The following is a 12,218-nucleotide window of genomic DNA, read 5'->3' as shown; positions in this document are numbered from 1 at the left end:
TCGATGGCCGGATCGGGCCGGCGCGCGATGAGCGGTCCGCAGCGCATCATCCCGATCCGGCGGGACTACAATCGCTTCGTGGCGGACGAGACGCTGGAAGATTACGCGCTCCGCTTCACCGCCAAGAAGGCACGGCGCTGGTCGGGATTCGAGGTCGCCCAGACGGCGCTCGGCTCGGTCTCCTTCCTGGCGCTGGAGGCGATCGGCGGCACGCTGGTTCTCACCGCGGGCTTCGTGAACGCGCTGGCGGCCATCCTGGTCGTCGGCCTGATCATCTTCGCCACCGCCGCGCCGATCGCCGCCTACGCCGCGCGCCACGGCGTCGACATGGACCTGCTCACCCGCGGGGCCGGCTTCGGCTACCTCGGCTCGACGGTGACCTCGCTGATCTATGCGAGCTTCACGTTCCTCTTCTTCGCCATCGAGGCGGCGATCATGGCGCTGGCGCTGCAGCTCTGCCTCGGGCTGCCGCTCGGGTTCGGCTACCTCGTCTGCGCGGGCGCGGTGATTCCCCTGGTGGTCTACGGGATCCGGCTGATCAGCCGGTTCCAGATCTGGACCCAGCCGCTCTGGATCGGCCTCAGCCTGCTGCCGCTTGCCTGCATCGCCGCCCAGGATCCGACCGCGCTGCGGGCGCTCGCCGTGTTCCCGGGCCTCGACGGTGGCGGGGCGGGCTTCGACCTCGTGCGCTTCGGCGCCGCCACCGGCGTCCTGCTCGCGCTGCTGGCGCAGATCGGCGAGCAGGTGGATTTCCTGCGCTTCGTGCCGGAGCCGACGGCCCCGCACGACCGGCGCTGGTGGCTGGCGGTGCTGGCGGGCGGTGCCGGCTGGATCCTGCCGGGCATGGTCAAGCTCCTGCTCGGCGCCGGTCTCGCCGTTCTGGCCCTCTCGCACGGGGTTCTGCCCGAGCACGCGGCCGAGCCGACCCAGATGTACCGGATCGCCTTCGGCTACGTGGCCGGGGAGGGCAGCCGCACGGCGCTGCTGCTGATGGGACTCTTCGTTCTCCTCTCGCAGCTCAAGATCAACCTGACCAACGCCTATGCGGGCTCGATCGCGTGGTCGAACTTCTTCTCGCGCCTCACCCACAGCCATCCGGGCCGGGTGGTCTGGCTGGTCTTCAACGTCGCCATCGCCGTGCTCCTGATGGTGCTCGGCATCGACAAGACGATCGAGAGCACGCTGCCGCTCTATGCCTGCATCGTCTCGGCCTGGGTCGGGGCGCTGGCCGCCGACCTTGCGGTCAACAAGCCCCTCGGGCTGTCCCCGCCCGGGATCGAGTTCAAGCGGGCGCATCTCTACGCGGTCAATCCGGTCGGCACCGGGGCGATGCTGCTCGCCCTGGTGGCGGGCTGCCTGCTCCATCTCGGGCTGCTCGGGCCGGTGATGCAGGCCTTCGCCCCGATGCTGACCCTCATCATCGCCTTCTGCGCGGCGCCCGCCATCGCCTGGGCGACGGACGGGCGCTGGTACCTTGCGCGCCGGCCGCGCCAGGATTGGGGCGCGGGGGAGATCACCTGCCGGGTCTGCGAGCTGCCCTTCGAGGGCGAGGACATGGCGCATTGCCCGGCCTACAACGCGCCGATCTGCTCGCTCTGCTGCTCCCTCGACGCGCGCTGCGGCGATCTCTGCAAGCCGAACGGCCGGCTGGAGGCCCAGGCCCGGCGCGCGCTCGGCCGCGTCCTGCCGAGCCGGACCGCCGCCTGGATCGGGGCTCCGCTCGGGCGCTACCTCGCGGTGATGCTGACGCTCTGCGCGGTGATCGGGCTGATCCTCGGCATCGTGCATGCGGGCGCGAGCATGGCCCATCCGGAGCATCGCGAGGTGCTGCGCACGGCCCTGACCAGCGTGTTCTTCATCCTCGTGGTCATCCTCGGCGTGGTCGCGTGGCTGTTCGTGCTGGCGCAGGAGAGCCGGCGCGTCGCCCAGGCCGAGACCCGGCGACAGACGGCCCTCTACGAGGCCGAGATCGCAGCCCACAAGGTCACCGACGCGAAGCTCCAGGAGGCCAAGGAACGGGCCGAGGCCGCCAACCAGGCGAAGAGCCGCTACGTCGTCGGCCTCAGCCACGAGTTGCGCACCCCGCTCTCCACCGTGCTCGGATATGCCCAGCTCCTCGAGACGGATCCGGCGATGCCCGCGGCCCGGCTCAACGGCATCCGGGTGATCCGGCGCAGCGCCCAGCACCTCTCCGGCCTGATCGACGGGCTGCTCGACATCTCGCGGATGGAGGCGGGCCGCCTGCAGATCAACCGCGACGAGATCCGGCTCTCGGACTTCCTCGACCAGCTCGCCGACATGGTCCGGCTCCAGGCGCGCGAGGCCGGACTCGATTTCCGGTTCAGCCGGCCCGAGATCCTGCCCCAGGTCGTCGCCACGGATGAGAAGCGCCTGCGGCAGGTGCTGCTCAACCTCCTGTCGAACGCCATCAAGTTCACGCCGCGCGGGACGGTGTCCCTCGATCTGAGTTACCGCAGCCAGGTCGCGGTCTTCACGATCAGCGACACGGGGCCCGGTATCCCGGAGGCGGACCTCGCCCGGATCTTCGAGCCCTTCGAGCGCGGCTCGACCTCGGCCGCCCGCAACACGCCCGGGACCGGGCTCGGCCTCACCATCGCGAACCTGCTGGCGCAGCTTCTCGGCGGCGAGATCGCCCTGACGGCAGCGCCGGGGGGCGGGACGCGGGCGCGCCTGCGCCTGATGCTGGCCGCCGTGCCGCACCCCGTGCTCGCCGCACCGGCGGCGCGCGCGGAATCCACCTATGCGGGGCCACGCCGGACCGTCCTCGTGGTCGACGACGATCCTGCCCACCGCACCCTGATGCGCGCCATCCTCGAACCGCGCGGGCTCACGGTGTGCGAGGCCGAGACGGGGATGGCCTGCCTCGCCTCCGTGGCCGAGGCGGAGGACGCGGGCGGTATCGACCTGATCTTTCTCGACATCGCGATGCCGGGCATGAGCGGCTGGGATGTCGCGGCGGCTCTGCGCGCGCGGGGCCATGCCGGGCCGATCGCGATGATGTCGGCCAACGTCCACGAACTCGGTCCCCACCGGGGCGACAGCCCGCCCCACGACGCGATCCTCGCCAAGCCTTTCGACCTGCGCGACGTGCTGGACCGGACCAGAGCCTTGCTGCGCCTCGACTGGGCGGAAGCGGCCACAACCGTGTCGCCGGTTGCCGTGCCGGAGGTCTCGCCCCTAACGGCACGTCCCGGCGCCGACCATGTCGGCGAATTGCTGCGGCTCGGCCGGATCGGGCATATCCGCGGCATCGAGGCGAAGCTCTCGGCGATGGAGCAGGACGGGACCGGGCCGCAGGCCTTCGTCGCGCAGATGCGCGGCCTGATCGCCGGCTACGACCTGCGCCGCTACCTGGCCGTGCTGAAGGAGCTTGCGGGCGATGACTGAGCCCGGCCGCGACGTGGTCCTCGTCGTCGACGACTCCCCCGAGGCCCTGAGCTTCCTCACCGAGGCGATCGAGCGCTCCGGCGCGACGGTGCTGATCGCGGTGGCGGGGGATCTCGCGCTCGCCCTCGTCGATGAGGTCACGCCCGACGTGATCCTGCTCGACGCGGTGATGCCCGGCCTCGACGGGTTCGAAACCTGCCGCCGCCTCAAGGCGAAGCCGCAACTCGCCGACGTTCCGGTGATCTTCATGACCGGCCTGAGCGAGACCGAGCACATCGTCCGGGGTCTCGATGCCGGCGGGGTCGACTACGTGACGAAGCCGATTGCCCCGGACGAACTCCTGGCCCGCATCCGCACCCATCTTGCCGGGGCGCGATCCACGCGCAGCGCACGCCACGCCCTCGACGCGATGGGCCGGACCCTGCTGGCGGTTTCCGCGAACGGGCGGGTCCTGTGGTGTACGCCGCAGGCCAGACAACTCATCGCCGCCCTGGCTCCGACACCCGACGGCGTCCTGTCCCTGCCGTCCGAGGCCGTCGATTGGCTGAGGGCTTGTCTCGCAGGCACGACCACCGGTCCCTTGACGCTGAAGGGAGCGAACGGGCCGCCGCACACCCTGGGCTTCGTCGGCGGCACGGCCGAGGAAATCCTGCTCCGGCTGTCGTGTGACGATCCCGCCCTGAGCCTCGCCCGGCTACGGGTGAACCTGCCGATCACCGCGCGCGAGGCGGAAGTCCTGTTCTGGCTGTCCCAAGGCAAGTCGAGCCGCGACATCGGGGAGATTCTAGGTCTCAGCCACCGGACCGTGACCAAGCATCTGGAGGCTATTTACGCCAAGCTCGGGGTCGAAAACAGGACTGCGGCATCGATGATTGCCAATCGACATCTTCGAGATGGCAGTTGATATTTCTAAAACATATGAATATAAAACATATGATCTCGATCTTGAGTTCACAGATGCTGACAGGTGCATCTGAAGAGCTATGTCTGAGTCAATTATCGAGTGTCCATGTACAGGGACGCCAAGTTCTTCCCCTCGGCAAGCTCTGACGCTGGATCGCCTCCGGCTGCGCGGATTGACCGGAGCGAGAGACGCGTTCCACGTTGTGGACTCTGCCCAGAATTGGAGAACGCTCGCCAAGGTCGGCCCGGTCCCGCAGCCGAAACCGGCCTGATCGGCGGGGATGCCCCGGTTCGAGGACGAGAGACCATCCCGCGCGGGTCGCGCGTCCTCATGTCCATCCGAGCCGCCATGGCCTGAACCGGGCGGCCGGCCTCGAGCCAGCCGCCCGCCGACCCTCAGAGGCCCTTCTTCTTCGGGATCTTCCGCATCCCGCGCGTGCTCCGCGCGGCCGACTTCCGCATCGCCTTGGCCTCGACCTGCAGGCTGTCTCCGGACGATGCGACGACGCTGGACGGCCCCACCGGCGCTGCCGATGCACTGCCCGCGAACGACATCAGCCCGACCGCCATCCCGGCCGTAGCAACGACTAGGGCTATCCTCACGCGCGCTCTCCCTTGCTCCGACGTTCGCAGTTCAGGACCGGAACGGCACTGCCACGCGGGCAGTCGATGGGAGGATAGGGCTCGGGCGCCACGCGCCATCGCGGGGAAGGCCGCGATAAACGAGCGCAGGCGCGTGCGCTGACGGCCCGTGTCGGTGGCTCCTGACCATCGCCGCCGGCTCGGGGCCGATCCCTGTCCCCGCGCGCGCGGGGCGGCGGACCAGCCCGAGGGGGGAGTGGCACTCCGTCCTTGTTTCAGCGCGCACTCTTTCGCCGAACCGGCATCCACGTCGGCGGAGAGCGCTCTCACCGACCCTGACGGCCGGCTGTGGTTCAGAGCCGGCATACCCTACTCATCCGTGAACAAATGGGGTACTGTGATGATGGGGACGGCACCCTGCATGGGCGCGTTGAGACGATGGGGGCGATGATGGACGTGCAGCCTCCGAAGCCGCCGCACCTCCATGACCAGTGCCGCTACCGCGCCTTCCTCCTCGACGCGGATGGCAACGTGGTCCGCACCGAGCACCTCTTTGCCGAGACCGATGAAGCAGCCCTGACATTGGCCAGCGAACTGATCGACGGCCACGCTGTCGAAGTCTGGGACGGGCTGCGCTTCCTGGAACACTTCGACGCCCTTGCTGGCCCCGCTTGCTGATCGCCCGACGCGGAACGCTTGGCGCTTATTGGCTTTATGCTCTTGAACCCTCGTTGTCCGAGAGCGTCCTCGGGCCCCTCTGGCTGTTCAAGCGCAACCCCAGCCTTGGTAGCTTTGCCCGTGCCGCACTTTTTCTTCGACCTGCATAGCGACAGCCTCTCCACCTGGGACGATGATGGTCAGGAGTGCGCGGGCACCGACGAGATTCTGCGCCATGCGCTGAGGCTGCTGAACACCCTGCCGGAGACGGACCTCGGCACAAGCAGCCATGCCGTGGTCTCGGTCCGCGACGACCATGCCCATGTGGTGCTGACGGTGACGCACAAGCCGCATTGCGAGCCGCGCTTGAGGTGGTCGGAGAAGGGACACCCCCAACTCAACGCCCGTCCTCAGCCCAATCACGGCGGGCGGTAGCACCATGGCGACCGTTCGCATTCGGATCTGGTACCCGGCCAGCCGGTTCACCATCGCGGCGCCGAGCGAGCGCGAAGCCGCGCAGATGGCTGAGACGATGCTGCGCGATCTGGAGGCTGCCCGCCGTGGGACAGTCGCCTTCTGGGTTGAGACGCAGAACGCCGACGAGAAGGGGCGCCTGCTGGCTTACCTGCGAGACCTCGCCCGGGAGATCGAAGCCGAGTCGCGCTTGATCATGCTCTCGCCGCTCGATCTCGATGAGGAGCGCCGTTCATCGGGCGAATGAGCGAGGTCCAGGCTGGGAGATCTTGAAGCAAGTCGAGACTGCGTCTGGTCTCCTGTCCTCGCACCCTGCTTCTGAACCCTCGGGCTGTTCGCACGTTCGCCTCTCGGACTGCACAGCGAGGTTTTCATGCGTTCCGTCCTGTTCGCCGTTCCGCTCGTTCTCTCCTTCACCGCTCTGGCATCCGCTCAGACCAGCGGAGCACCAGGGCCGACCACTCCGGCGACGCCCGGTCCGGTCCCTGGTGTTGCGGCCCCGACCACGGGCGCGACGGGCGCTCCAGCCGCTGGCAGCTACTCGCCGACCGGGCGCCCGGAGGACTCGATATCGAACAGCTCGTCTGCGGCCGGCAATGCCAACCAGCCGAACCAGGTCGCGCCTCAGGGGGGCGGCGGCGGCAGGTAGACCGCGGGCGCCGTTCAGCAGAGGAGGCTGCCCATGGCGGGCCAATCCACGCACTGGGAGGAGGGCAAGGCAGCGAAGGGCGCTGGCCAGCCGGTCAATGCGAACCCCTACCGGCCGGGCTCGCAAGAGAGTGCCGATTGGCTTGCCGGCTTCACCGTCGACGAGCCTGAGCAGAACGTGGACCGGCCGGAGCCCGGCGAGGGCTGATGCCTGCAAGGCGCTCACGTTCGGGCGCTGGCATGGCATCTCGGCCATCCGGGCCCGGCGCTCTGGGAGCGCTCTCCGACGACGTGGATGCCGGCTCAGCGACAGAGAGCGCGTCACACCAAAGACTTGGAGCGCTCTCCGACCGCACCGCGATCGGAGACGGCTCTAGGGTCGTGGCTTCGGCAGATTGATCGTGATGAGCTTGCCGGTTGTCGGATCGAGGATCGTCATACGCAACCTCCTCTGGCATCCCCCCGGCCGTCAGGACGCGCTCGCAGCGTGGCGAGAGTGTGTCCTCGTCCGCGAGATCGATGACACGCTCGGGCCGAACCGCCACGAGAGCCCCTCGCCGAGGGGCCGGACAAGCATGTCCCGACCGCCGTGGCGTCAGGATGAGGTCGAGGAGAGGATACGCCGGATCGACACCCGCGCGATCGGCTCGAACAGCCTCTCAGCCGAGGTCGGGCTCCACGGTGATCGCAGCAAAATATCCGGCCAACCGCTTCGCCGCCGCGAAGTCTTCACATTCGATGTGAACCTGGGCGGGCCAGACCTTCGGCTGCTGCCGGAGCTGATGAAGGATGGTCTCGGCCGCATCCGCCGCCTCTCCCTCTGTTGCCCCGGACACGCGGCACTCGTAGCCTCGTCCGCGAATGACGATGTTGAAGGGTGCGTTCTCCATAGACCCGAACGTGGGAGCCGCCAGCGCATTTCGCGCTGCGACACAAAGCCCTGATACAGCCTCCTTGCAGCTCCCTTGGCTCGGGTCAGGGCGCGATGCACCGATCCCTGGCCGATCCGAGCCTGGCGACAATCGCGCCGCATCGTCTTTCGAAGTGTCGTGGAAGCGCGCCGCCTGATCCGTCGAACATCCCGCTGAAGCCGGCCCTGTCGCAATGCGGCGGCTGCGAGGCCTGAACTCTCCCGGCCCGCTCGTGTTGGCTCATCAGGAACCGAAAGGCGCTCCGATGGCCGACACGCCGAAGACGACCCCGCCCGAGACCGGCGAGGAGGCCGGGATCGACCGCCCGAGGCTCACGCCCCAGGGCCGGGATGCCGATGGCGCGGAGGATGAGACGGACCCGCAAGGTGGCGTTAAGACGGGTCAGGGCGACAAGGCCGAGGGCTGAGCGCGGATGCCACGCTATTTCTTCCACACCCATATCGGCGATGACGTGGTGGTGGACCCCGATGGCCGCGAGCTGGACGATGCGGATGCCGCCTGGGAGGCCGCCAGGGTGCTGGCCCTGCAACTCCTCCAGGGCGCCGACAGTGATCCCGCGTTGCTGAAGGCCGTGCTGTTCGTGGCCGATGAGGCGGAGGATGTCGTGCTGGAATTCCCGCTGACCGAGGCCCTGGCAACCGAGCCGGTTCCGAAGACGGAGGGCGGCACCCTGCACTGACGCGACGATCGCGTCTGCCCCCGATTTGCGTCCGGAGGGACCCATTGTTAGCTCTGGAGGCGAAGGATCGTCACCGTCACGCGAGTTCGATGGATCGCAGTCAGGTCAAACTTGAGGAAGCGCATCATCGCTTGCTGCGCGTGCGATCCCTGGATGAGCTGGTAATTGTCCTGCGCGAGACAGCCCGGCAGATCGCGGGTTCGGACGGCATCGCGGTGGTGCTGCGCGACGGCGCGTTTTGCCGCTACGTGGCCGAGGATGCTGTCGGGCCACTCTGGAGAGGGCAACGGTTCCCGCTGGAGGCATGCATCTCCGGCTGGGCGATGCTGAACCGGCAGCCGGCCGTCGTCCCTGACATCGAGCGGGATCCGCGCGTTCCAGCCTGGGCCTACAAGGCCGCCTCCATGCGCAGCCTCGTCATGGTTCCGATCGGAGCACCCGTGCCGGTCGCGGCGCTCGGCTCCTATTGGTGCACCTTCGTCGAGCCCGACCCGGATACGGTGCAGCGGTTGCAGGCCCTGGCCGACATGGCCACGGCGGCGCTGACGCGGTTGCACTTCGCGGTGGCTTGACCGCGCCCCATCCGACCGGCCCGTCGCCGCGGCGTCCGATACGTGGACAGCCGGCCCGCAGGACGGCACTGCTCGCTGATTGTGGTCGAAGCGCATGAAGGCCCGAGCCATGTCCGCCAGCCAGCCCGGCATCAGTCTCGCGTATGATCGCGATTTCTTTGAGCTCCTTGCCGGCAGCCACCTGACGCTCGTGGGACGCCCGATGGCACTTGCGGTGCGTGATCCGGCTTGGCTTTACGAGGAGGCGCCGTTTGCCGTCCTCGCGCATGACGGGTCGACGGACCCCCGGTTCATTTACGCCAACCGGACCGCGCAGGCCTGCTTCGAGTACGGCTGGGACGAGATTGTGGGTCTGCCGTCCCGCCTTTCGGCCGAGGCGCCCGCACGCGGCGAGCGGCAGGCCCTGCTCGACCGGGTGACGCGGGATGGATTTGCCGCGGGTTACGCAGGGGTTCGGGTGGCGAAGTCCGGCCGGCGCTTCTGGATCGAGGATGGCGTGGTCTGGCGCCTGCTCCGTGCAGATGGCTCGTCGGCGGGGCAAGCCGCCAGCTTCCTGTCATGGCGCGACGCGGGGTGAGGTGGGCCGCCTGACGGACAGGTTGTTTGATTCCATCTTTGGTTGTGTATTTTGGGTTTGGTTCGACTTCAGGTGAGATTCTTGATCGCAAGCAGAGAATCCGTTCAGCGCCAATCGATCTCGGTTATGTCTTGGATAATAGCGGAATCTTCTTATATATTAACGGTTGGTAAGAACTTTTGTCGCATGTGCTCGGCGAGATTCAGGTGCTTTTGTCGTGAGATGTCATGCTCAAGGTCGTCGGTTGCTTCGTCGGGGCGCATGACCTCTGGTTGGTCAGCCTGGCTGCCGTGATCTGCACCTTGGCTGCTTCCACCTGCGTCGAACTCCTGCGTCATACCCGCAGGGCGACGGGGCGCCTGCATGCCACGTGGCTGGGCGTGGCCGCGGTGGCCGGTGGTTCGGGCATCTGGGCGACCCATTTCGTCGCGATGCTGGCCTTCGAGCCCAGCGTGCCGAACGGCTACGACCTCGGCCTCACGGCCCTCTCCCTCGTCTACGCGATCGTTCTGACCGGCATCGGCCTCACCCTCGCCCAGGTGCGCTTCATCCCGTTTGCCGCGCTTCTCGGCGGCGGCGTGCTCGGCGGCGGGATCGCCGCCATGCATTACACCGGCATGGCCGCCTACGAAGTCGCCGGCCACATCCAGTGGGATCCGACCCTGGTGGCCGTCTCGCTGGGGCTCGGCACGCTGCTCGGCGCCGCCGCGTTGCAGGTCGCCCTGTCCCGCCGGGACGGACGCATGCACATCGTGGGGGCCGCGCTGCTGCTGCTTGCCATCGTCGGCCACCACTTCACGGCGATGGGCGCGGTCACGATCGAGCCCGATCCCGCCATCCTGATCTCGGAGACGGCCCTGCCGTCCCGCTGGCTGGGCGTGGGGGTCGCGCTCGCCAGCCTCACCATCCTGCTTCTGGCCTGCGCCGCTCTGGCGCTCGACATCCGCGAGCGTCGCCAAGCCGCCCTCGAGCACGAGCGGCTGAACAGCCTCGCCAACGCCGCGGTCGAGGGTCTGGTGGTGTGCCGCGGCGAGGTGATCGCCAGTGCCAATGAGAGCTTTGCCCGGCTGGTCGGCCTCGGCGCGGCCGAACTCTCCGGCGCAGACCTGTCCCGCTTCCTGCCCGGTGCGGCGGGGCGGCTCGCGCTGGGCGGCCAGGGCGACCAGCCGGTCGAGGCCGAACTGAAGCCGGCGGAGGGCCGAACAATCCCGGTCGAAGTGATCATGCGGCCGGTCACATACGGGAGCCAGCCCCACTACGCCGTGGCCGTGCGCGATCTGCGCGCCCGCCGCAAGGCCGAGGGTCAGATCCAGTTCCTCGCCCATCACGACGCGCTCACCGGGCTGGCGAACCGGGCAAGCTTTGCGCTGCGCCTCGATCAGGAACTCAAACTCGCCGACGCGACCGGGCGGAAGCTGGCGGTGCTCTGTCTCGACCTGGATCGCTTCAAGGAGGTCAACGACCTGTTCGGTCACGCTGCCGGTGACGCCATGCTGGTGACGGTCGCCCGCTCGGTCACCGCTCTCCTCGACGACACCCAGATGATGGCCCGGCTCGGCGGCGACGAGTTCGCGATCCTGATGCCCTGCGAGCACGCGGTGGCCGCCGGCCGCCTGGCAGAGCAGATCCTGGAGGCCCTGCGCAACGGCAGCACGGATGCGGCTGGTCCGGTGATCGCCACCAGCGTCGGCATCGCGCTCTATCCCGACGACACCCAGGAGCGCGCGCTGCTCCTGAGCTACGCCGATACCGCGCTCTACAAGGCCAAGTCCGAGGGACGCGGGACCTACCGGTTCTTCGAGGCCAAGCTGGGCACCCAGGTGCGCGAGCGCCGCCTTCTCGAGCATGACCTGCGCCATGCGGTGGCGCGCGGCGAGATGCACTTGGTCTACCAGCCGCAGACCGACGTGCAGACGGGCGCCACGATCGGCTTCGAGGTGCTGCTGCGGTGGCGGCATGCCGAGCGCGGGGCGGTGTCTCCGGCCGTGTTCATCCCGATCGCCGAGGAGAGCGGCGCGATTCTGCCGATCGGGGAGTGGGTCTTGCGCGAAGCCTGCCGCGAGGCCGCGAGCTGGCCGAACCCGCTATCGGTGGCGGTCAATGTCTCGGCCGTGCAGGTGCATGCCCCGCACTTCGTCCAGGTGGTGCACGAGGTGCTGTTTCAGACCGGCCTCGAGCCCGCGCGGCTGGAGGTCGAGATCACGGAGACCGCGCTGATCCGCGATCCGTCGCGCGCCCAATCCACCCTGCGTCAGCTCAAGGCCCTGGGCGTGCGCATCGCCATGGACGATTTCGGCACCGGCTACTCGTCGCTGTCGAACCTGCGCACCTATCCCTTCGACAAGATCAAGATCGACGGCTCGTTCATCCGGGCGGTGGACGGCAACGAGCAGACCAAGGCGATCGTCCGCTCGGTGCTGGGCCTCGGTCGCGGCCTCGGCCTGCCTGTCCTGGCCGAGGGCGTCGAGACGGCGGCCGAGCTGCGCTTCCTGGCGGATGAGAACTGCCAATCCGCCCAAGGCTACCTGATGGGCAAACCGGCGCCGATCGAGCACTTCGCCGCTCTCACGCACAGCGCCCTGTCGAGTCCGGAGCAGAGGGCCCCCGAGGCCGCCTGAGACGGAGCCGCGCGTCGTTGCGGCCACCCGGCGAAGAATTTCGCCAAGTCGCGGGAAAGTTCAGAAGATGCTTTCGTTGACTCGATACGGCCAGGCTTCGATAACCCGAGCTTGAACACAGGCTGTGGTGCTGTCCCGATACGCTGCTCTCCAGGACGAGATTGGATG

Annotated in this window: 13 protein-coding genes; 11 read left to right on the top strand and 2 right to left on the bottom strand. The window is 68.3% G+C overall.

What is annotated here, in order from left to right; all coding sequences use genetic code 11:
• Window positions 1–27: 27 nt before the first annotated feature.
• Window positions 28–3,408, top strand: a complete 3,381-nt coding sequence (locus MET9862_RS02665; RefSeq protein WP_142581566.1) for a hybrid sensor histidine kinase/response regulator — start codon at window positions 28–30, stop codon at window positions 3,406–3,408.
• On the top strand, window positions 3,401–4,312 hold the full coding sequence (locus MET9862_RS02660) for a response regulator transcription factor (RefSeq protein WP_142581565.1): 912 nt from the start codon (window positions 3,401–3,403) through the stop codon (window positions 4,310–4,312). The genes MET9862_RS02665 and MET9862_RS02660 overlap by 8 nt, the downstream gene beginning before the upstream one ends.
• 395 nt (window positions 4,313–4,707) lie before the next feature.
• On the opposite strand, the gene MET9862_RS02655 is transcribed toward MET9862_RS02660, so the two are convergent.
• Window positions 4,708–4,914, bottom strand: coding sequence for a hypothetical protein (locus MET9862_RS02655; RefSeq protein WP_142581564.1), 207 nt, complete (start codon window positions 4,912–4,914; stop codon window positions 4,708–4,710).
• Window positions 4,915–5,340: 426 nt separating this feature from the next.
• On the opposite strand from MET9862_RS02655, the gene MET9862_RS02650 reads away from it, so the two are divergent.
• The 4 genes from MET9862_RS02650 to MET9862_RS29130 all read left to right on the top strand — a co-directional run bounded on the left by MET9862_RS02650 (window position 5,341) and on the right by MET9862_RS29130 (window position 6,880).
• Window positions 5,341–5,571 carry a hypothetical protein gene (locus MET9862_RS02650; RefSeq protein ID WP_142581563.1) on the top strand — a complete coding sequence of 77 codons (231 nt, stop codon included), beginning with the start codon at window positions 5,341–5,343 and terminating at the stop codon, window positions 5,569–5,571.
• A 120-nt stretch (window positions 5,572–5,691) separates the two neighbouring features.
• Window positions 5,692–5,985, top strand: a complete 294-nt coding sequence (locus MET9862_RS02645; RefSeq protein ID WP_142581562.1) for a DUF6894 family protein — start codon at window positions 5,692–5,694, stop codon at window positions 5,983–5,985.
• Between the two features lie 4 nt (window positions 5,986–5,989).
• Window positions 5,990–6,271 (top strand): hypothetical protein, encoded by a 282-nt coding sequence (locus MET9862_RS02640; protein WP_142581561.1) that lies wholly within the window; start codon window positions 5,990–5,992, stop codon window positions 6,269–6,271.
• Between the two features lie 435 nt (window positions 6,272–6,706).
• Complete coding sequence (locus MET9862_RS29130) at window positions 6,707–6,880, top strand: hypothetical protein (RefSeq protein ID WP_185156727.1); 174 nt, start codon at window positions 6,707–6,709, stop codon at window positions 6,878–6,880.
• Window positions 6,881–7,331: 451 nt separating this feature from the next.
• Here the strand turns inward: MET9862_RS29130 and MET9862_RS02630 are convergent, their stop codons facing one another.
• A complete protein-coding gene (locus MET9862_RS02630) occupies window positions 7,332–7,562 on the bottom strand; it encodes a hypothetical protein (RefSeq protein ID WP_142581560.1) in 231 nt (76 codons plus the stop codon).
• A 286-nt stretch (window positions 7,563–7,848) separates the two neighbouring features.
• On the opposite strand from MET9862_RS02630, the gene MET9862_RS29125 reads away from it, so the two are divergent.
• From MET9862_RS29125 to MET9862_RS02610, 5 genes are all read left to right on the top strand, one after another.
• Window positions 7,849–8,010, top strand: a complete 162-nt coding sequence (locus MET9862_RS29125; RefSeq protein WP_185156726.1) for a hypothetical protein — start codon at window positions 7,849–7,851, stop codon at window positions 8,008–8,010.
• A 6-nt stretch (window positions 8,011–8,016) separates the two neighbouring features.
• Window positions 8,017–8,283 carry a DUF6894 family protein gene (locus MET9862_RS02625; RefSeq protein WP_142581559.1) on the top strand — a complete coding sequence of 89 codons (267 nt, stop codon included), beginning with the start codon at window positions 8,017–8,019 and terminating at the stop codon, window positions 8,281–8,283.
• An 89-nt stretch (window positions 8,284–8,372) separates the two neighbouring features.
• Window positions 8,373–8,855 carry a GAF domain-containing protein gene (locus tag MET9862_RS02620; RefSeq protein WP_142581558.1) on the top strand — a complete coding sequence of 161 codons (483 nt, stop codon included), beginning with the start codon at window positions 8,373–8,375 and terminating at the stop codon, window positions 8,853–8,855.
• Window positions 8,856–8,964: 109 nt separating this feature from the next.
• Window positions 8,965–9,432 (top strand): MEKHLA domain-containing protein, encoded by a 468-nt coding sequence (locus tag MET9862_RS02615; protein ID WP_142581557.1) that lies wholly within the window; start codon window positions 8,965–8,967, stop codon window positions 9,430–9,432.
• 227 nt (window positions 9,433–9,659) lie between these two features.
• Window positions 9,660–12,050, top strand: a complete 2,391-nt coding sequence (locus tag MET9862_RS02610) for a sensor domain-containing diguanylate cyclase (protein ID WP_142581556.1) — start codon at window positions 9,660–9,662, stop codon at window positions 12,048–12,050.
• The last annotated feature ends 168 nt before the right edge of the window (window positions 12,051–12,218 follow it).

It is taken from the genome of Methylobacterium symbioticum (assembly GCF_902141845.1).
Classification (GTDB): domain Bacteria; phylum Pseudomonadota; class Alphaproteobacteria; order Rhizobiales; family Beijerinckiaceae; genus Methylobacterium; species Methylobacterium symbioticum.
Note: the sequence above shows the minus strand (reverse complement) of the source record. Positions and strands in the feature narration are given on the sequence as shown.

Excerpts from the sequence above, each read along its gene's own strand:
- MET9862_RS02665 (WP_142581566.1), top strand. The coding sequence starts at position 28 with ATGAGCGGTCCGCAGCGCATCATCCCGATCCGGCGGGACTACAATCGC.
- MET9862_RS02660 (WP_142581565.1), top strand. The coding sequence starts at position 3,401 with ATGACTGAGCCCGGCCGCGACGTGGTCCTCGTCGTCGACGACTCCCCC.
- MET9862_RS02650 (WP_142581563.1), top strand. The coding sequence starts at position 5,341 with ATGATGGACGTGCAGCCTCCGAAGCCGCCGCACCTCCATGACCAGTGC.
- MET9862_RS02640 (WP_142581561.1), top strand. The coding sequence starts at position 5,990 with ATGGCGACCGTTCGCATTCGGATCTGGTACCCGGCCAGCCGGTTCACC.
- MET9862_RS29130 (WP_185156727.1), top strand. The coding sequence starts at position 6,707 with ATGGCGGGCCAATCCACGCACTGGGAGGAGGGCAAGGCAGCGAAGGGC.
- MET9862_RS02630 (WP_142581560.1), bottom strand. The coding sequence starts at position 7,562 with ATGGAGAACGCACCCTTCAACATCGTCATTCGCGGACGAGGCTACGAG.
- MET9862_RS29125 (WP_185156726.1), top strand. The coding sequence starts at position 7,849 with ATGGCCGACACGCCGAAGACGACCCCGCCCGAGACCGGCGAGGAGGCC.
- MET9862_RS02625 (WP_142581559.1), top strand. The coding sequence starts at position 8,017 with ATGCCACGCTATTTCTTCCACACCCATATCGGCGATGACGTGGTGGTG.
- MET9862_RS02620 (WP_142581558.1), top strand. The coding sequence starts at position 8,373 with ATGGATCGCAGTCAGGTCAAACTTGAGGAAGCGCATCATCGCTTGCTG.
- MET9862_RS02615 (WP_142581557.1), top strand. The coding sequence starts at position 8,965 with ATGTCCGCCAGCCAGCCCGGCATCAGTCTCGCGTATGATCGCGATTTC.
- MET9862_RS02610 (WP_142581556.1), top strand. The coding sequence starts at position 9,660 with ATGCTCAAGGTCGTCGGTTGCTTCGTCGGGGCGCATGACCTCTGGTTG.